17 protein-coding genes are annotated in these 17,021 nt (G+C 66.5%); 12 read left to right on the plus strand and 5 right to left on the minus strand.

The genetic code is table 11. The features are described 5' to 3' along the window. The first annotated feature begins 342 nt into the window (after positions 1-342). The 5 genes from VFP86_08285 to VFP86_08305 all read left to right on the plus strand — a co-directional run bounded on the left by VFP86_08285 (position 343) and on the right by VFP86_08305 (position 5,714). A complete protein-coding gene (locus tag VFP86_08285) occupies positions 343-2,007 on the plus strand; it encodes a hypothetical protein (protein HET8999627.1) in 1,665 nt (554 codons plus the stop codon). A 74-nt stretch (positions 2,008-2,081) separates the two neighbouring features. Then, on the plus strand, positions 2,082-3,233 hold the full coding sequence (locus VFP86_08290) for a DUF444 family protein (GenBank protein HET8999628.1): 1,152 nt from the start codon (positions 2,082-2,084) through the stop codon (positions 3,231-3,233). Positions 3,234-3,249: 16 nt separating this feature from the next. Beyond that, entirely contained in the window at positions 3,250-4,407 is a 1,158-nt protein-coding gene (locus VFP86_08295; protein ID HET8999629.1) for a SpoVR family protein, read from the plus strand. 90 nt (positions 4,408-4,497) lie between these two features. Beyond that, the gene (locus VFP86_08300) at positions 4,498-4,971 is read left to right on the plus strand and encodes a DUF402 domain-containing protein (protein HET8999630.1); all 474 of its coding nucleotides are present in this window, start codon (positions 4,498-4,500) and stop codon (positions 4,969-4,971) included. After that, positions 4,971-5,714, plus strand: coding sequence for a 3-oxoacyl-ACP reductase family protein (locus VFP86_08305; protein ID HET8999631.1), 744 nt, complete (start codon positions 4,971-4,973; stop codon positions 5,712-5,714). The genes VFP86_08300 and VFP86_08305 overlap by 1 nt, the downstream gene beginning before the upstream one ends. 9 nt (positions 5,715-5,723) lie before the next feature. On the opposite strand, the gene VFP86_08310 is transcribed toward VFP86_08305, so the two are convergent. Further along, positions 5,724-6,194 (minus strand): bifunctional nuclease family protein, encoded by a 471-nt coding sequence (locus VFP86_08310; protein ID HET8999632.1) that lies wholly within the window; start codon positions 6,192-6,194, stop codon positions 5,724-5,726. 221 nt (positions 6,195-6,415) lie between these two features. On the opposite strand from VFP86_08310, the gene VFP86_08315 reads away from it, so the two are divergent. Continuing rightward, positions 6,416-7,099, plus strand: coding sequence for an NlpC/P60 family protein (locus tag VFP86_08315; GenBank protein HET8999633.1), 684 nt, complete (start codon positions 6,416-6,418; stop codon positions 7,097-7,099). 18 nt (positions 7,100-7,117) lie between these two features. On the opposite strand, the gene VFP86_08320 is transcribed toward VFP86_08315, so the two are convergent. The 4 genes from VFP86_08320 to VFP86_08335 are packed head-to-tail and all read right to left on the minus strand — an operon-like array spanning position 7,118 to position 10,239. Beyond that, complete coding sequence (locus VFP86_08320) at positions 7,118-8,191, minus strand: ABC transporter ATP-binding protein (GenBank protein HET8999634.1); 1,074 nt, start codon at positions 8,189-8,191, stop codon at positions 7,118-7,120. Continuing rightward, positions 8,169-9,002, minus strand: a complete 834-nt coding sequence (locus VFP86_08325; protein HET8999635.1) for an ABC transporter permease — start codon at positions 9,000-9,002, stop codon at positions 8,169-8,171. The genes VFP86_08320 and VFP86_08325 overlap by 23 nt, the downstream gene beginning before the upstream one ends. A 15-nt stretch (positions 9,003-9,017) precedes the next feature. Beyond that, on the minus strand, positions 9,018-9,827 hold the full coding sequence (gene modA / locus VFP86_08330) for a molybdate ABC transporter substrate-binding protein (protein HET8999636.1): 810 nt from the start codon (positions 9,825-9,827) through the stop codon (positions 9,018-9,020). Positions 9,828-9,849: 22 nt separating this feature from the next. Further along, positions 9,850-10,239: a TOBE domain-containing protein gene (locus VFP86_08335; protein ID HET8999637.1), complete on the minus strand. Its 390-nt coding sequence runs from the start codon at positions 10,237-10,239 to the stop codon at positions 9,850-9,852. A 169-nt stretch (positions 10,240-10,408) separates the two neighbouring features. On the opposite strand from VFP86_08335, the gene VFP86_08340 reads away from it, so the two are divergent. The 6 genes from VFP86_08340 (at position 10,409) to VFP86_08365 (ending at position 16,959) form a co-directional block, all read left to right on the plus strand. Further along, positions 10,409-11,794, plus strand: a complete 1,386-nt coding sequence (locus VFP86_08340; protein HET8999638.1) for a MurT ligase domain-containing protein — start codon at positions 10,409-10,411, stop codon at positions 11,792-11,794. Between the two features lie 5 nt (positions 11,795-11,799). Continuing rightward, positions 11,800-12,546, plus strand: coding sequence for a glutamine amidotransferase (locus tag VFP86_08345; GenBank protein HET8999639.1), 747 nt, complete (start codon positions 11,800-11,802; stop codon positions 12,544-12,546). A 64-nt stretch (positions 12,547-12,610) separates the two neighbouring features. Beyond that, positions 12,611-13,762: an MFS transporter gene (locus VFP86_08350; protein HET8999640.1), complete on the plus strand. Its 1,152-nt coding sequence runs from the start codon at positions 12,611-12,613 to the stop codon at positions 13,760-13,762. 153 nt (positions 13,763-13,915) lie between these two features. Further along, positions 13,916-14,737 (plus strand): lytic transglycosylase domain-containing protein, encoded by an 822-nt coding sequence (locus VFP86_08355; protein ID HET8999641.1) that lies wholly within the window; start codon positions 13,916-13,918, stop codon positions 14,735-14,737. A 95-nt stretch (positions 14,738-14,832) separates the two neighbouring features. Then, positions 14,833-15,663, plus strand: a complete 831-nt coding sequence (locus tag VFP86_08360; GenBank protein ID HET8999642.1) for a sugar phosphate isomerase/epimerase family protein — start codon at positions 14,833-14,835, stop codon at positions 15,661-15,663. A 162-nt stretch (positions 15,664-15,825) separates the two neighbouring features. Continuing rightward, on the plus strand, positions 15,826-16,959 hold the full coding sequence (locus VFP86_08365; GenBank protein HET8999643.1) for an FAD-dependent monooxygenase: 1,134 nt from the start codon (positions 15,826-15,828) through the stop codon (positions 16,957-16,959). Positions 16,960-17,021 lie beyond the last annotated feature (62 nt).

Raw genomic sequence — 17,021 nt, forward strand, 5'->3', positions numbered from 1 at the left:
CTCCGACCCCTTATTTGACAGAGTCCCGGGGTGCGGATATACTCGGCTCAAAGTTTGACCCGTTGGGTACTAAGATGTAGCACGCATCGGCGCACGGACGTTCCTGAATGGAATCGCAACAGACGAGCAGGAGACGGCGCAGCAGCACCGGACCAACGGACGTGACACCTGGGGCGCGGCGAGGAGGAGAAACTCAGCCGGGAACGCGTGTGTTCCCGGACTGAGTTTTTACGTTTTTGTGACCGCCCGAGATCCACGGGGGTTGAAACGGGGTATGACAGGAGAGCAGGCGAACCGGAGCGTGCGCTGCCGCGTACTTTGTAGCAAAGGATGGGGAGGGGCATGACCAGCATAGAGAACGTCGGCACGTTTCTCACCGCGAGCCAGCGCGACCCGCGCCTCGCCCGGACCACCCTGCACTACATCGCCGACATGATCGATTATTTCGGCAAAGCCAAGGTCTTCGAAGGCATCTACGGCATGGAGCGCCAACTCGACGACATCCTGGCGTTTTTCAAGGGCTATGCGATGAGCATGGAGCGCCGGCTCCTGCTGCTGGTCGGCCCGCAGGGCTCCGGGAAATCGATGACCGTGGACAAGCTCAAGCGGCGGCTCGAGGAGTACTCGCACAAACCCGACGGGGTCCTGTACGCGGTCGAGGGGTGTCCCTTTCACCAGCATCCGTTCGATCTGATCCCGCCGGATGTGCGGGAGCAGGAGGGGATCTACTGGCACGAGGAGGCGGTGCCCTGCCCCGTGTGCGAACGGGCGGTGGCCGGTCGCGGGGACTGGCGCGCGGTGCCCGTCCGGCAGATCGTCATCTCCGCGCGCGACAAGGTCGGAGTCGCGAAGCACACCCCGACCGATCTCCGCCGCGAGGACATCACCAACTTCGTCGGCAACATCAACTTCGCTATGCTGAAGGAGCGGGGGTCGACGTATGACCCGGACGCGTACGACTTTGAGGGCAAGGTGATCTGGGCCAACCGCGGGATCTTGGACTGGACCGAGGTGTTCAAGAGCCGCCGTCAGCTCCTCTCGCTGTTGCTGGAACTGATCCAATCCAAGCGCATCGACCTGGCAAACTTCCCCACCGTCCACGTCGATGAGGTCGTGATCGGCCATACGAACTATCCCGAATACAACGTGTTCCTCGCCGAGGACATCATGGAGCCCCTGCGGGGGCGTATCCACAAGGTCGACTTCCCGTACAACGTCGACGTCCAAGGAGAGATGCGGATTTACCGGTCGCTGCTGGAGCGGGCCAATCAAGTCCGCGGCGAGGCCAAGCACATCTCGCAAGACGTGTTCGAGCTGGCCGCGACCTACGCGATCCGGACCCGCCAGGAGTCTCAGGGCCTGCGGGGACTGTCGCCGCGGTTTTTTGAGGATGCGTTCTCGCTGGCGTACACCAGCGCGGGTGAGTGCCTCGACCTGGAGATCATGACCGAGGCCATCGAGCGCACCTTCGAGCACCAATCGATCAAGGACCTGAACCAGAAGGACCTGCTGAAGGTGTTCGAGGAGACCAAGGTCGACTTCGTCAACAAGAAAGTCGATCAGATCGTCGAGGACATCGTCCCCACGCATTTCTACGACTACGGGCAGAACCTCTACCTCAACTATCTGGACGCGGCGGCGCGCAACGTCCTCGGCGAGCAGCTCGTCGACAATGAAAAGGAACTCATCGACGAGGTCGAGGGCGCGCTCGTACAAAAACGGCAGATCAGCCGCCAGGGCCGGGTGGCGTTCGAGAACGTGCTGGTCGAGCGCCGAGAAGAGCTCCGCCGGCTGAGCTATCGCGACCACGAGCATCTCCGGGGGGCGATCAACGAGCTCGTGTTCAACAAGATCAAGAACTGCCTTCGGCTGTACGAGAAGACGGAAGAGATGGATGCGAAGAGCCGGGAGCTCCTGGATGTGCTTCAGCGAAGCGCGGTGGAAGAGCATGGGTACTGTCAGCACTGTGCCCGAGCCTTGTTCAAAGTGATCGGCAGGAGCTTCTAACCCGGCGGGAGGCCGGGCGGGATCTGCGTTCCGCGCGGTACCTGGACCGTGGCCAGCCGAGAGGGGCGACCGGGATGAGGATCCACCGAGGGCGTATCGCGCAGCATAAGCACGACCAGCATCTGCGCGAGTACCTCAAGCAGAATCTCAACGAGCTCATCCAGCAGAAAGAGCTCATCATCGATGGCAAGGTCAAGACCCAGATCGCCACCCTCGATCTGCCCACGCTCAAGTTTGCCGAGGAAGCCCAGTACCTCGCCCAGGGCGTCGGGAGCGGCGGGGCCGGCAGCGGCGCCGGGGGCGGGGCGGGGGACGAGCGGGTCCAGGCGCTCGGCGGGCTCCTGGGCGGGGACCACCACGGCAAGGAGCTCCGCGTCGAGCTGGACTTCGACGAGTTCGTCAAGCTCGCGCAGGAGGTCCTGCTCGACGAGCTGCAGCTCCCGACGTTCCACGACCCCGCGCGTCAGGGCGAGGTGGAGAGCCAGGACATTCCGGAGCTCGACGACCTCGATCGAATCGGGATCCGGGCGGACCTCAATCTGGAAGAGACGATGGTGCAGAGCCTCTACCGCAATGCCCGCGAACGCGGTGTGCTGGACTACGACGTCGACGTCCAACAAGATGCCTGGTACTTTATCGAAGATCCGACGACCTTTCAGAACAACCGCTCCGTGGAGGTGTACGTCCTCGACGTCTCCGGGTCGATGCGGGGCGAGTACCTCTCGCTCGTCCGCAAAACGATCTTCATCCTGTGGCACTACCTGGAGCGGCGGTACCCCACCAACCTGCGCCGGTACGTGGTGTTCCAGGACGTCGCCGAGGAGAAGACGCGCGACGAATTTTTCTGCGTGGAGTCGAGCGGCGGGACGCACATCAGCACGGGGTTCGAGAAGGCGGTGGAGCTCCTCGAGGGGGCGCGCGAATACGACAAGTTCCTCTTCATGTTCACCGACGGGGAGACGAGCTCCGGTGACTTTGACCTGGCGAAGAAGCGGTTTGAGGAAGCCCGGTCCGCGTTCGACCTGGTCATTTACTGCCACGTCAACCCCGGGGGCCGCGGGATCGGCGGGTTCAGCGAGTACGTGCAGGAGACGGCCAAAGCCCAGGAGGGCGCGGCGTTTGCCAACCTCATGGATCTCGAGACCATCCGCACGGCGATGAAGGACTTTCTGGGGTTCTTCGACGCGCAGGCCGCCCGGCGGGGCGCGACCGCGACGCGGCGATAGGGGTGGGGGCGGGGCCGTGATTCAAGAATTTCAGCCGGTCATCCGGGAACTCGAGGGGCTGGCGCACGATCGTGGGCTGGCCTTCGATCCGGTGGTCTTTCAGATCACGGACAGCGACGAGATCGCCCAGGTAGCCAGCATGGGGCTGCCCAACCGGTTCATCCACTGGTACTGGGGGGGCACGTACAAGGAGTTGGTGCTGCAACAGACCAAGGAAGTCTTCAGCATTCTCGAGTTGGTGCTCAACACCAGCCCGTCCCACGCCTTCTTACGCAGCACCAACACCTACCTGCAGAACGTCCTGGTGATCGCCCACGTCTTCGGCCACGCCGACTTCTTCGCGAACAATCATTGGTATCGCAAGTCCAACAAGAACATGCTGAACCTCGCGGAGCAGCACGCCCGGCTGATCCGTGCCTACGAGGTCCAGTACGGCCGGGATCGCGTGGAAAAGCTGCTCGACGCGCTCTTGACCGTCGCCACGTCGGTCAACGCGTTCGAGCGGAGCCCGCAGGAACAGCAAAAGCGCCTCATCTACTATCTGGAAGAACGAGCGCCCCTCGAGGAGTTCGAACGCGTCCTCCTCGAGGCGATCCGGGAGGAGGCCGAGTACTTCGATCTCATCCAGCGGACGCATATCATCAATGAAGGGTGGGCGACGTTCGTCGAGGCTGAGCTCCTCAACCGCCTGCTCTCCACCAAGGAATGGGCCAGCATCTCCACGCAACTCTGCAACCGGCCGGCGCCCTACACGATCGGGTACACGTTGTTCGCCCACGTCCGGGACCAGGACGGATTCCGCCGGGCCCTCGAGCTCCGCCAGTTTTACGAAGATGTCAGCCTGATCGACACCGCCCTCACCGAGGAGCTCGTGCGGCGGCTCGATATCTTTGTCTACGATGCCAAGGAGAAGCAAAAGAGCTACGAGCTGCAGAAGGTCAAGGAGATGCTGATCTCCCAGAAGCTGTTCAAGGGCGAGCCGCGGATCGAGGTCGATCCCGCTTCGCAGGGACGTGACCTCCTCCTCGCCCACCTCGACGAGGACCGCAAGCTCGAGCCCAAACGCGTCGGCCTCTTCCTGCGGTCAGTGTACTCGCTCTGGCGCAACCCCGTGAAGCTGCGCGCGAACGGCAAAGTGTACACGTACGACCGCCGGGGGCTCTCCTCCACCTAGCGCACCGGCCCCGCCGGCTGCTTGAGCCCGTCGTCCTTGGAGGGGACGCGGGGTCCGATCCGAATCCTCCCTCCCGTGGAGATCCTCGAAGTGAAGCGGACGCTCGGCGGATCGGTGTTGACGTTTCCCTGCGTCGCCGTCGACGTCACGCCGCAGCGCGCGGTGCTGCTCTACCGGGCTTCGGGGAGCCGGCGCGTCGGCGGCCTCGACCTCCCGCCCGGCACCATCACGGTCGCCTACTATTGGGCAGACCGCCCCTACAACGTCTACCACTGGCTCTCGCCGGCCGGTGATACCCTGGCGTGGTATTTCAACATCAGCGGCCCGGCGCGGATCGGCGACGGACGGGTGGAGTGGGAGGACCTCGAGGTGGACGTGCTCGTGACGCCGGATCTCGAGGCGCGGGTGCTCGACGAAGACCGCCTTCCGGCGACGCTCGAGGCGTCGCGACACGCGGCCATTGCGGCAGCCCGGGCGCGCGTGCTCCGCGAGTACGCAGCGGTGGCGCGGGAAGTCCAGGCCACGTCCCCGGGGTTCCTCGCGCGCCCGCCCGAGGAGCGGTGATGCGGCTCCGCCAGCGGGTCGCGATCGTCACGGGGTCGAGCCGGGGGATCGGGCGCGCCATCGCCCAGGCGTTTGCCCGCGAAGGGGCCGCGGTCGTCCTCAATGCCGCCCGGTCGATCGGCGAGGCCCGGGCGGCGGCCGCCGCGATCGTCAACGCGGGGGGCAGAGCGATCGCGATCCAGGCCGACATCGGGAACCCGCCCGAGGCCGGAGCCCTCGTGGCCCAGACCGTGGAAGAGCTGGGGCGCGTGGATATTTTGGTCAACAATGCCGGGTGGGTCGACCGCGGGGAGATCTGGCAGATCGATGAGGCCCGCTGGGCGCGCATGATGGCGGTCCACGTGACGGGACCGTTCTTTGCGAGCCGCGCGGCCGGCGAGCACATGGTCCGGCAGGGCCGGGGGGCCATCGTCAACATCGCATCGATGCGGGGGATCGAGCCCGGAACGGGGCCGCTGCACTACAACGTGAGCAAAGCGGCGGTCCTGATGCTGACCAAGTGTCTCGCACGGGACCTTGCGCCCCACGTGCGGGTCAACGCGATCGCTCCCGGCTACACGGAGACGGCGTTTCACGCCGAGCGGACGATCGCGGAGCGCGAACAGATTGCGTCGAGGATCCCCATCGGCCGGTTCAGCCAGCCCGAGGAGATCGCCCAGATCGCGGTGTTCCTGGCCTGCGATGAAGCGGCGTACATCACCGGACAGACGGTCCTGGCGTCGGGCGGGGTGGTGACGGGGTGACCTGGGGGGTTACTGGCGGAAGTCCTGCGGCTTGACTCTCTCGAGGAACTTCTTGAACTCTTCCACCTCGTGCTCGTCGAACGCTTTCTTGAGGGGGATCGCCTGGGCCGCGACTTTCTCCTCGACGAAGATGGGTGCCTCTGTCCGTAGCGCGAGGGCAATCGCATCGCTCGGTCGGGAGTCTACCACCACGTCCGCGCCATTGTTCTGGAGGTGGATCTCCGCAAAGTACGTGCCGTTCTGGATATCCGTGACCACGATGCGGTTGATGGTCACGGTGAGCTGGGCCAGGATCGCCCGCAGGAGATCGTGCGTCATCGGTCGCGGCATGCGGACCCCCTGAAGCTCCAGGGCGATCGACTGCGCCTCGGCCGTGCCGATCCAGATCGGGAGCGCGAGTGTTTCCGATTTGTCGACGAGCAACACCACCGGGTTCATCTGCTGATCCATCGCGACGGTCCGCACCTTCATTCCGATCATGCTCCGGCCTCCCGGGCGACGTCTCGCGTTCCCCGCGGGTCCATTATAACAAAGTCGCTCCGCGCACGAAAAGGCGACGCCGAAAATGCGCTCGCGTCGACGCGCAGAGAGAGGAACCCCAGCGGCTGAGGCGGAACGCCTTTGGGCATATACAGTCCACCGACGACGACCCCACCGCCGGTTCGCTTGCACGACCATCGCCGCACCAGGAGGGGGACCGGATGCGCATGTGGCCGGGTGGCATCGCACCGGTGATCGCGCTGGCGGCCGTGCTCTCTGCCTCCAGTCCCGCGACCGCCGGTCAGGTCTATGTCGTGCGCGCCGGGGACACATTGTGGCGAATCTCCCACCACCTGGGCGTGCGCCCCATCGATCTCGCCTCCGCGAACCACCTCGTGCTCACCGCGACCATCCATCCGGGGCTGCGCCTGGCCGTCCCGGACACCGCACCCGCGGCCACAGGTCAGGTCACTCCGCCGCCGCCCGGCCCGGTCCCGGAGCGCGGCAGAATCGCGGCCCCCCCAGTACGAGGGCGTGCTGATCCCGTTTCGCCGGGCCCGGCGCGGATCGCTGTGGGACTCGTGGGGAGACCCTACCAGTGGTCCGGGATGGGGGACCGCGGATTCGACTGCTCGGGGCTCGTGGCGCACGTGTTTGCTGCGATCGGCCGCCCGCTCCCCCATTCGTCGTTTGAGCAGTACCAGGTAGGGGCGCTCGTATCCCGGTGGGCGCTTGTTCCCGGAGACCTCGTCTTCTTCCACACGTACAGTACCGGCGCATCGCACGTGGGCATCTACATTGGAGAGGGCCGGTTCGTTCACGCCTCGTATTCTCGGGGGGTGGTGATCTCCTCGATCGAGGAGCCCTACTACCGCGACCGGTTCCTCGGTGGGCGGCGGATCTAGCCGCGCCTGACTCGCCGCCTAGCCGTATGCCCTCGCGGCGGTCGCTTTGAAGGACGCGTAGACCGGCAGGCCTTCACGCAGTCCGAGCGAGCGCACCGCGTGCGCGGTGACCTCCGCCACGAGAGGCGGGTGGGTGCTCAAGAGGACGCGGACCCGCTCGCCAAATGGCGGCTCGGGCACGATCTGGGCAATCGGGCCCTGGAAGACATTTTGCGCGGTTCCGGTGGGCGCAACGAGATGCAGGGTAATGTCGCGCGGGTCCACTGCGACAAACACCTCGGCCTCCGGCTCGGCATGCACGATCCGCAGCGTTCCCTCCAAAGTCTCGACATCGGCGAGGCCGCCTACATCCCGCGAGGTCACCCGCCCCCAGAAGAGATTCAGCCCCATCAGCTCGGCGACGTAACGGGAACGCGGCTCCCGGAGGAGTTCGTCCCGAGTGCCCACCTGACTGATGCGTCCCCGCTCCACCACGGAGATCTTGTCGCCAAAGACCATGGCCTCGAGCGGACTGTGGGTCACGAAGAGCGTGACACACGGTAGGGCTCGGAGCAGCCGACGGAGCTCTGCGCGGACCTCGGTCCGGGTTGGGAGGTCGAGGGCCGACAGGGGTTCGTCGAGCAGCAGGAGGTGCGGCTGCAGCACGAGCGCCCGGGCGATCGCCACGCGCTGCTGCTGTCCGCCGGAGAGGCCGGCCGGGCGCCGTTCCGCAAGCGCGAGGATCCCAAGTCGCGCCAGGATCTCCCGCACCCGCGAGCGGACGGTGGGTCCCCGGATCCCCTGGGCGCGCAGCCCGAACGCGACGTTCTCAAAGACCGAGAGGTGGGGAAAGAGCACGTAGTCTTGAAAGACATATCCGATCGACCGCGCGGCGGCCGGGAGCACGACCCCCAGGTCGCTCGCGAAATACGTCGTCTCATCGATCCGGATGGTCCCCCGATCGGGATGGATGAGGCCGGCGAGCACGTTGAGGATCGTCGTCTTGCCGGCCCCGCTCTCCCCCACCAACACCAAGGTGCTGCCCGGTGCGGCGGTGATACTGGCCTCCAGGTGGAAGCCCCCGAGTTGTTTAGCGAATTCCGCGGCCAGCATCGTCATCCCGCCCGGGGCCGGTGATCCGGACGCTGCGGAGCGCGAGGAGAAGGCTGAACGACACCACGAGGAGGATGACCGATAACGCGACGGCGGCGTCGAGGTCGCTCTGCAGAGCCACGTAGACGGCCAGCGGCATCGTCTGCGTCCGGCCCGGGAGGTTGCCCGCGAACGTGATCGTGGCTCCGAACTCTCCGAGCGCCCGTGCCCACGTCATCGCCGCCCCGGCGATCAGGGAGGGCAGGCTCATCGGGAGCACGATGCGGAAGAACGCGTAGCCGGGTGAGGCCCGGAGCGTCGCGGCGGCTCGGAGGTACGCCTGATCCACTTCCTCAAAGCCCGCGCGTGCCGCATTGATCAAGAACGGGCCCGCCACGAACATCTGGGCGAGCACCACGGCCAGTGTCGTGAACGGAACGGTGATCCCCACTGCCGCGCCCGCGCGGCCGGCGAGACCCGCCCGGCCGAATGCCAGCAGGAGCCCGACGCCGGCGACCGTGGGCGGCAAGACCATCGGCAGGTCGATTAAGACCTCCAACAGCCGCTTTCCCGGGAACGCCCGCATCGCCAGCAGGTACGCGAGGGGCAGGCCGAGGACAAACACGGCGACCGTCGAGGCGAGCGAGGTGAAGACGCTGAGGCGCAGGGCCTGGACGATGAGCGGGTTCTTGAGCCGCGCGAGGAGCTCCCCCGGGGGAATCCGAATGAGGAGGCTCACCATCGGCAGGACCAAGAACCCCAGGAAGGCCGCGCCGGCGACGACGGCGATCACGGTGCCGGCCCCGACCCGTCTCGGGATGCGATGCGGCATGGCGAAGAGGCCGGGTTAGCGCTGGACCGGGGGAAGGAAGTTGTATCCCCAGAGGAGCTGCTGTCCCAGGTTCGAGAGGATCAGGGTCGCAAACTGTGTCCCGCCGGGATTCCCGCCTTTCACGATCGCGATAGGGTAGCTCGCGATGACGTTGTACTGACCGGGGATATCGATGACCGCGATCTTGTCTGCGACCGCCTGGGTGACGTCGGTTCGGTACACCGCCCCCGCGTCCGCTTCACCGAGCTGGACCTTGGCGACGACGGCCTTGACGTTGTCTTCTTCCGATACGACGTTCTTCAAGACGCGCTGGGCAAAGTCTGGGCCAAAGCCAGGAGCGCGGGAGAGCTTGGCCAGCGCTTCGCGCACGTAATGGCCGGCCGGCACCGCGTCCGCCTCGATCACAAACTTGAGCCCCGGCGCGGCAAGGTCCTGGAGTTGGGCGATCTTGCCCGGATTGGACCGCGGAATGATGATCACGAGGCGGTTTCTGGCGAACTCTCGCGGCGTGCCCAGGATGAGGCCGCGCTGCTGCAGGTACTTCATCCACCGCTGGTCGGCCGAGGCGAAGACGTCGGCCTGCGCGCCCTGCTCGATCTGCTGCGCCAGCTGCTGCGAGCCGGCGAAGTTGAACGCGACGCGCAGCGGCACCCGTTCTTCGAACACCTTGCCAAGCACGGTGAACGCTTCGGTGAGTGACGCGGCCGCAAAGACGGTGATCGACGACGCGGGGGCGGCGCGCACCGAGACGGCGGGACTCGTCCCGCCGGCAAGGGCCACGATGACGGCCAGTCCCACCAGCAACCGGCCAGGCGATCCGTTCATCAGATCCCCCTTCGACCCGCGGTCACGGCTTGCCGATCATGACCTCGGTGGATTTGATAATCGCCATCACGTCGTCGCCGATCTTGATACCCAATCGGTCAATCGAGGCGCGGGTAATGACCGAGACCAGTTCCTGGGTGCCGATTTGAACGCGAACCTCTGCCATGATTCCTCCGAGGCCGATCGCGGTGACCCGTCCTCGTAACTGGTTGCGTGCGCTGATCTCCACCTCGGTCTCCTCTCGCCATGGGGTCTCGCGCTGTAACCTGCTCGCGAGTTCCGCCCGGGGAAACAGCCACTTCCGTCCCACTCGCCTCCCCGGCAGCTTCCCTGCCCTCGCAAGCGCCTGCACGCGTTTGACATGAAGCCGCAGCAGAGAAGCCGCCTCGTCTGCCGTCAGGTATTCCCCCATAGTCCCTAATATACCATTAATTCAGAATTTAGGGAGCTATATAGTACTATTAAGTGATACACGGCCGCGTGTGCGGGGCCCTGGACCTGATGAGTCCGATCGAAAAGCTTCTATAATCAGACACGTGGGTGGTGGTCACGCAGATATTGACGGAGGATTTCCCATCGAAGTGCGCCTCAGTGCAGCGATCGCGCTCGGAAAGATGACGGCCACCCTCAGCCGCCGCCTGCAGCAGGGAGGCGGGACCACGATGCCCGGCCGCGTCGCCCGGGCGGTCGAACCGCGCGTGGTGCCGTTGCTGTCCGATCGTCTCCGCCACGGCACCGTGATTGTGGCGGGCACCAACGGTAAGACGACCACGGCCCGGCTGCTTGCGCACATCATGACGGCTATTGGCCTGCACCCCGTGCACAATCGTGCCGGCGCCAACCTCGCGGCCGGCATCGCCTCCGCGCTCGTGGAGCACGCCGACGTGTGGGGCCGGCCAGCGGGAGACATCGGTGTCTTCGAGGTAGACGAGGCGACCGTGCCCCGGGTGGTCCCGCACCTTGCGCCCCGGGTCGCGGTCTTCACGAACCTGTTCCGCGACCAGTTGGATCGGTATGGAGAGATCGATCACATCGCGGGGTTATGGCGGGCAGTGGGGAACACGCTTCCCCGAGATGCCGTGCTGGTGGCGAACGGCGACGACCCGTTGGTGTACGAGGCCATCAGGGACCTGCCCGGCCGGCACGTCACCTTCGGCATCGACGACGATCGCCACGCGCTCCCGGCGATGGAGCACACGGCGGAGGCGCGGTACTGCTACCGGTGCGGCACGCCGTACGAATACCGCTTTACCTACTACGGACACATGGGGTCGTACCGCTGCCCGGTGTGCGGCGTCGAGCGTCCGGCGCTCGATATCGCCGCGCGCGACGTCGCGCTTGCCGGCCCGGACGGAGCAGCGTTTACCGTGGCGGCCGCAGCATCCGGCCAGACCATCAGGGTGACCACCGCGCTCCCCGGCCTCTATAACGTCTACAACATCCTCGCCGCGGCGGCAGCGGCCCTCCAGCTGGGGGCGTCGCTCCAGCAGGTGGGGGACGCGGTGGGATCGTTTGCCCCCGCGTTCGGGCGCGGCGAGCGCATCGCCGTCGGGGGGGTGGAGCTCCGGATGCTCTTGTCGAAGAATCCGGCCGGGTTCAATGAGGTGCTGCGGACGGTGTTGTCGGGCGGCCCCCTCTCGGCGGTGCTGATCGCGATCAACGACAACATCGCCGATGGCCGGGACGTCTCATGGTTGTGGGACGTCGATTTCGAGGCGCTCGCGGGCCGCGCAGAGCACGTCGTCGTCTCGGGGCTCCGCGCGGAGGACATGGCCCTTCGCCTCAGATACGCGGGCCTCCCGGCCGAGGTGATCGAGGTGCAGTCCGAGTACGAATCGGCCCTCCGGTCGGCGCTGCGTCGCGCCGGAGGACAGCGGCTCTTCGTTCTACCGACCTACACCGCGATGCTGGCGCTGCGCGATGTGCTCCGGAAGTGGGGCGCCGTCGGGAGGTATTGGGAACATTGAGCGGGATGCCTGTGCTTCGAGTCTGCCATTTGTATCCGGACCTCTTGAATCTGTACGGCGATCGCGGGAACATCATGGTCCTGGCGCAACGCGCCCGGTGGCGCGGGCTCGCCGTCTCGGTGACCGAAGTGGGCCTGGGCGCGGTGGTGGATCCCGATGACGCGGACCTGTTTTTCATCGGCGGAGGGGAAGATCGCCAGCAGCGGATCGCCGCCGATGATCTCTGCCGCGTCAAACGGAGCGCGCTCGAGGATGCCGTGGCGGGCGGCGCGGTGGTGCTCGCCGTGTGCGGCGGGTATCAGTTGGCCGGTCGGTTCTACCGCCCTGCCGAAGGGGAAGAGTTGCCCGGAGTGGGCCTCCTGGATCTCTGGACCGAGCACCCCGGACCTGGCGCCCGCCGCCTGATCGGCAACCTGGTCATCACCGTCGACGGCATGGACGAGCCGCTCATCGGATTCGAGAACCACGGCGGACGCACGCACTTGGGCCCAGGGGCCCGCCCCCTGGGTCGGGTCATGAGCGGGTTTGGGAACAACGGCGAAGATGGATGGGAGGGCGCCGTCTCACGGCGAGTTTACGGCACATATCTGCATGGTCCCCTCCTCCCGAAGAATCCGGCGTTCGCCGATCGCCTCATTCGCGAAGCGCTTGAGCGTCGGCATCCGGGAGTGACGCTTCCGCCCCTCCCGAATGACGTGGAGATTCGGGCCCGCGCGGTGATGCTTGCGAGATTGCGCAACGCCGCCGGCTAATCGCGTAGAGGATCGGAGGGGGGGCCTCGATCGGGGACTCCTCCGGATCGCGGCGATTGTCGGCATGGCGGAGCTCGGATTCGCGACCGTCGTCCCCCTGCTGCCGCTGTACCTCAAGGAGCGCCTCGGCGCCAGCGCGACGCTCGTGGGCATGGTGGTCGCGACCTTCGCCGCCGTGGAGACGGTGTTCAAGACGACGTGGGGGAGTCTGGCGGACCGGATCGGGCGCCGCCCGGTCATCGTCTGGGGGCTACTCCTGGCGAGCACGGCCCCGGTGCTCATGACCCTGCTCCGCTCGGCTTGGTTGTTCGTGCCGCTCAGGGTGATCGACGGGATGGGGAGCGCGGCGTTGTGGCCTGCCGCGGCGGCGGTGATGGCGGACCGCACCGCAGGGGAGCGCCGCGCGACCGCCATGGGAACGCTCAACATGTTCTTTCTCTTGGGCCTGGCCCTCGGCCCGAGCCTCGGGTTGTTCGTCTCCGGCTTCCTCGGCGGCTACGTGTGGGGCTTCTACCTGGCCAGCCTGCTCCTGCTCGGGGCCGCCGGCCTCGCGGCCCTGTTCTTTCGAGACGGCGAGCCACACCGCGACACCCTTCGTCACGTGGTCCCCGGCGTGTGGGCGAGCGGATTCATCCGGGGGGTCCGGCAATCCCCACTGCTCCTCTCGATGCTCCTGGTCGCGTTTGTGCAGATGGTCGGCGTGGGCCTGCTCGTTCCCATCCTTGTGATCTACGCCCACGAGGTCGTGCAGCTGAGCGACCAGCTGATCGGCACGCTGTTTCTGGTGTTGGTCTTGGCGGTGGCGGTGGCCTCGGTCCCCGGGGGAAGAATGGCCGACCGAATTGGCCGGCCGCGCACCGTCCTCTGGGGGATGGCCATGGCGAGCGCGGGCATGTGGCTTCTCCCCTTCGCCGGGCGCGGCAATCTCCCGGTCCTGGGAGCGGCGGCGCTGCTCCTCGGCGGGAGTTACGCGATCTCGTCTCCGGCGTGGCTCGCGTTGATGAGTGAGGCGGCGCCGCGTGGGAGCACGGGGATGGTGATGGGGGCGTCGGAGACCGCGCAGGGGGCCGGCCTGGTGATCGGCCCGCTCATGGGGGGCATCCTCTATGACAGTTTCGGGCCGCAGACCCCGTTCGTCGCAAGCGCGGCCCTGCTCACAGTAGGAACCGTCCTCGCCTTCCTCGCGCTTCGGGCTCACATGGCACCCCCATCGTAACGCTCCGTGACGAATGCCGCCGCGCGCCGGGCATCCGCCACGCGCCCTGTCTTCTTGTCCGGCTTCCTCCGGCTTTGGGGCATCACACACGGTGAAGGGCGATCCGCCGCACGGGCGATCCCCTCAGGGTACACGCGCGCTGGAGACGCAGGCATGCAGAAGGTCGTTCGACGGATACGGATATGGGCGGGGATCCTTCTCGTGGCGGCCTTGTGGCCCGTCGGGCCTGCGGGCGCCGCCGCTCCAGACCCTCAGGGCCTGCTGCGGGCCGGCATCAGCGCATACCGCGCCGGGGCTCCGGTCCACGCCCTGCAGTCATTTGCCGAGGCCGCGGCAAAAGCGCCCGGGGACGCGCTGCCCGCGCTCTGGGCGGGGGTCGCGGCGGCCGGCGCGGGGAAGTGGAAGGACTCTCGCGCATATCTGCTCGAGGCGCTGCGGCGCCCGCACACCCCTGACGAGGGCCGGCTTGCAGAGGTATGGCTCGGGCGGCTCGACGCGTTTGAGACCCACGTGTCCACGACGGGGACTACCGCGACACGGATCGCCTCCCTGGCCTTTGCCAGCAACCCACGTCTATCGTGGAGTCAGGCGCGCTGGCTCGGCCTCGCGGTCGAGACCGCCTCTCGCCATCAGGGGCTCGACCCCTGGCTGCTCGCGTCGGTGATCTACATTGAAAGCCGGTTCAACCACCAATCGGTCAGCTGGGCGGGCGCGATGGGACTGGGGCAGCTCATGCCGGGGACGGCACGGGCGGCCGGCGTCGATCCCAAGGACCCCTGGCAGAACATGCTGGGCTCCGCGGCGATTCTCCGATGGAACTACCTCGAGTTCAGGGATTGGCAGCTCGCGCTCGCAGCGTACAACGCGGGCAGCGACGCGGTGCATCGGTATGGCGGGATTCCGCCGTACGCCGAAACCCAATGGTACGTGCGCGCCGTGCTCTGGGTGTACAGTCAGGTGCGGCGTCCCGCCTAGGTCGTTCCCGCAGGATACCACCGGCATCGAGCACAAGAAACGACAGCGTGAATATTCCACACGTGGATTGCTCGCCCGCGAAGGTGGGATCGACGATGGAGTTGGGTCTGTCGACGAGCATCCTCGGTCCGGGGGCGATCCCGGATGGGCTCGCCATTCTTGCGGCCCACGGCGTTCCATGGGTCGAAATCCACGGGTACATGCGAGAGGAGTTCGACTTCAGCGACCCGGCGCTCATCGACGCCACGCGGCGGGCGCTGGACCATCATGGTCTTCGCCTGTGGGCCTGCCACAGCCCGGCGTACCCACCGCTCGACGTCGCGTCGTCCGACCTCGATCTCCGGCTTCGATCCTGCGCGGCGATGGAAGAGGCCATGCGGGTCTCCGCGGATCTCGGCGCCCGCGTCTTTGTGTGCGATGCCGCGCGGCCGCACGTGGATGATTCGCCTGCGCAGGTCACCGCGCGGCGAAAGGTCTATGCGGACAGCCTACGCCGGCTGCTCGGCGGTGCGTCCCGGCTCGGCATCCGTTTCGCGATCGAAAACCAGCCGCGCGGTGGGGCCCGCTTCGTCTCTTCAGAGGACTTTTTCCGCCTGGAGGCGGAGCACGACCTCGTCGGGCTGGGCGCGTGTTGGGATACCGGGCACGGCTGGATCGCGGGACAGGGACCGGAGGTGGCGTGCCGGCTCGGCGCCCGCCTGCTGACCCTTCACATCCACGATAACGACGGTCAGCGGGACCTCCACTGGATCCCCACAACCGGCGGGATTGCGTGGACGCTGTTCCCGCCGTGTCTGCGCCGCATCGGCTACACCGGTCCGTTCATGATGGAGTTGGTGCCGCCGAAGCCACGGACCCCCGAGGCGCTCCACCGCTCGATCGACGCTGCCGTCGAGGCGTACCGGCGGCTCGTGCAGACCGCTTGACGGGTCCCTCTCCTACGGCCGCCGCACGCGGAGGCCGAGGCCGTCCACCTTATCCTCAACTTCCCGGATAATGTTTTTTTGAAGGAAGGGTTAAGGTATGATGAGACCCAAATTTATGGTTTAGAACTGGACAGAGAACTCAATCAATTACCTTAGCGCCAGATGGCCGACATTGAACGCATCCTGATCGTGGGCGGGGGAATCGCCGGCCTCACCCTCGCCGGCGCCCTGCACGAGCGGGCGTTTAGGCCGGAGCTCGTGGAACGCAGCCCATCCTGGGACGAGATCGCCATCGGAGCGGGGATCGGCGTGCAGGCCAACGGCATGCGCGTTCTCCGTGCGCTCGGCATGGCGGCGGCCGTAGAGCAAGCCGGCTGGGTCAACCGCCGGTGGTGTTTCTGCGACCAGCGGGGAGAGGTGCTGTGCGAAACCGATCTGGAAGCGCTGTGGGGCGACGCGGCACCCTTCGTCGGCATCGAACGGACCAAGCTTCATCAAGTGCTGGTCGCGGGCGCCGCCGCCGTGCCCCAACGGCTCGGTATCTCGGTCGCATCCTTGACCCAGCACGGTCGCGGTGTCTCGGTTGGGTTTAGCGATGGCTCGTCCGGCGAGTACGAGCTGGTGGTCGGTGCCGATGGCATTTCTTCGACCGTGCGGAGGCTCACGCTGAGCACCGCTGCGCCCGCCGATCTCGGCGCGATGAACTGGCGCGGGATTGCGCCGATCCGCCCGCGTGGCTTGACGAGCCTACGATTCTTGCTGGGTGATGCGTGCTTCTTCGGCCTGTGCCCCGTCGGCGAGGGGCGCACGTACGGCTTTGGCTACGTTATGCAGCCGCGGTTCCGCGATCCTGTGGATGGCCGGCTTACACGCCTGCGCGCCCGTTTTGCGGATTTTGGCGATCTCGTACAAGAGTACCTGGCCTCCCTGGAGGGCGACGAGCAGGTCCACTGTTCGGCCATGGAGTGGGTCGATGTCGACGAGTGGCATACCGGCCGGGTAGTGCTCATCGGCGACGCCGCGCACGCCAGCTCACCGCTCATGGGCCAGGGAGGCTGTATGGCGATGGAGGACGCGTACGTGCTCGCCGAAGTGTTGCGTTCGGCGGCCACCATAGAGAGCGCCCTGGCGAATTACGTCAACCGCCGCAATCCGCGCGTCAAGTGGGTCCAGCAGCAGAGTATGGCCACCGCAGAAGCCTTGCGCAATCCGCCCGCCGTCCGGAACGCCGCCCTGCGCGAACGAGGTGATCAGATGATGCGGTCGCGGTTCGGACCGCTCGTCCCCGCTCCATGATCAGGCTGCGCTAGGTAATCCGGCACGCCGCTCATTCTACTGTCCCGCCGGACAGGCCGCCA

The sequence above is a fragment of the bacterium genome, from assembly GCA_035703895.1.
Classification (GTDB): domain Bacteria; phylum Sysuimicrobiota; class Sysuimicrobiia; order Sysuimicrobiales; family Segetimicrobiaceae; genus Segetimicrobium.

Excerpts from the sequence above, each read along its gene's own strand:
- VFP86_08285 (HET8999627.1), top strand. The coding sequence starts at position 343 with ATGACCAGCATAGAGAACGTCGGCACGTTTCTCACCGCGAGCCAGCGC.
- VFP86_08290 (HET8999628.1), top strand. The coding sequence starts at position 2,082 with ATGAGGATCCACCGAGGGCGTATCGCGCAGCATAAGCACGACCAGCAT.
- VFP86_08305 (HET8999631.1), top strand. The coding sequence starts at position 4,971 with ATGCGGCTCCGCCAGCGGGTCGCGATCGTCACGGGGTCGAGCCGGGGG.
- VFP86_08310 (HET8999632.1), bottom strand. The coding sequence starts at position 6,194 with ATGATCGGAATGAAGGTGCGGACCGTCGCGATGGATCAGCAGATGAAC.
- VFP86_08315 (HET8999633.1), top strand. The coding sequence starts at position 6,416 with ATGCGCATGTGGCCGGGTGGCATCGCACCGGTGATCGCGCTGGCGGCC.
- VFP86_08320 (HET8999634.1), bottom strand. The coding sequence starts at position 8,191 with ATGCTGGCCGCGGAATTCGCTAAACAACTCGGGGGCTTCCACCTGGAG.
- VFP86_08325 (HET8999635.1), bottom strand. The coding sequence starts at position 9,002 with ATGCCGCATCGCATCCCGAGACGGGTCGGGGCCGGCACCGTGATCGCC.
- modA (HET8999636.1), bottom strand. The coding sequence starts at position 9,827 with ATGAACGGATCGCCTGGCCGGTTGCTGGTGGGACTGGCCGTCATCGTG.
- VFP86_08335 (HET8999637.1), bottom strand. The coding sequence starts at position 10,239 with ATGGGGGAATACCTGACGGCAGACGAGGCGGCTTCTCTGCTGCGGCTT.
- VFP86_08345 (HET8999639.1), top strand. The coding sequence starts at position 11,800 with ATGCCTGTGCTTCGAGTCTGCCATTTGTATCCGGACCTCTTGAATCTG.
- VFP86_08350 (HET8999640.1), top strand. The coding sequence starts at position 12,611 with ATGGCGGAGCTCGGATTCGCGACCGTCGTCCCCCTGCTGCCGCTGTAC.
- VFP86_08355 (HET8999641.1), top strand. The coding sequence starts at position 13,916 with ATGCAGAAGGTCGTTCGACGGATACGGATATGGGCGGGGATCCTTCTC.
- VFP86_08360 (HET8999642.1), top strand. The coding sequence starts at position 14,833 with ATGGAGTTGGGTCTGTCGACGAGCATCCTCGGTCCGGGGGCGATCCCG.
- VFP86_08365 (HET8999643.1), top strand. The coding sequence starts at position 15,826 with ATGGCCGACATTGAACGCATCCTGATCGTGGGCGGGGGAATCGCCGGC.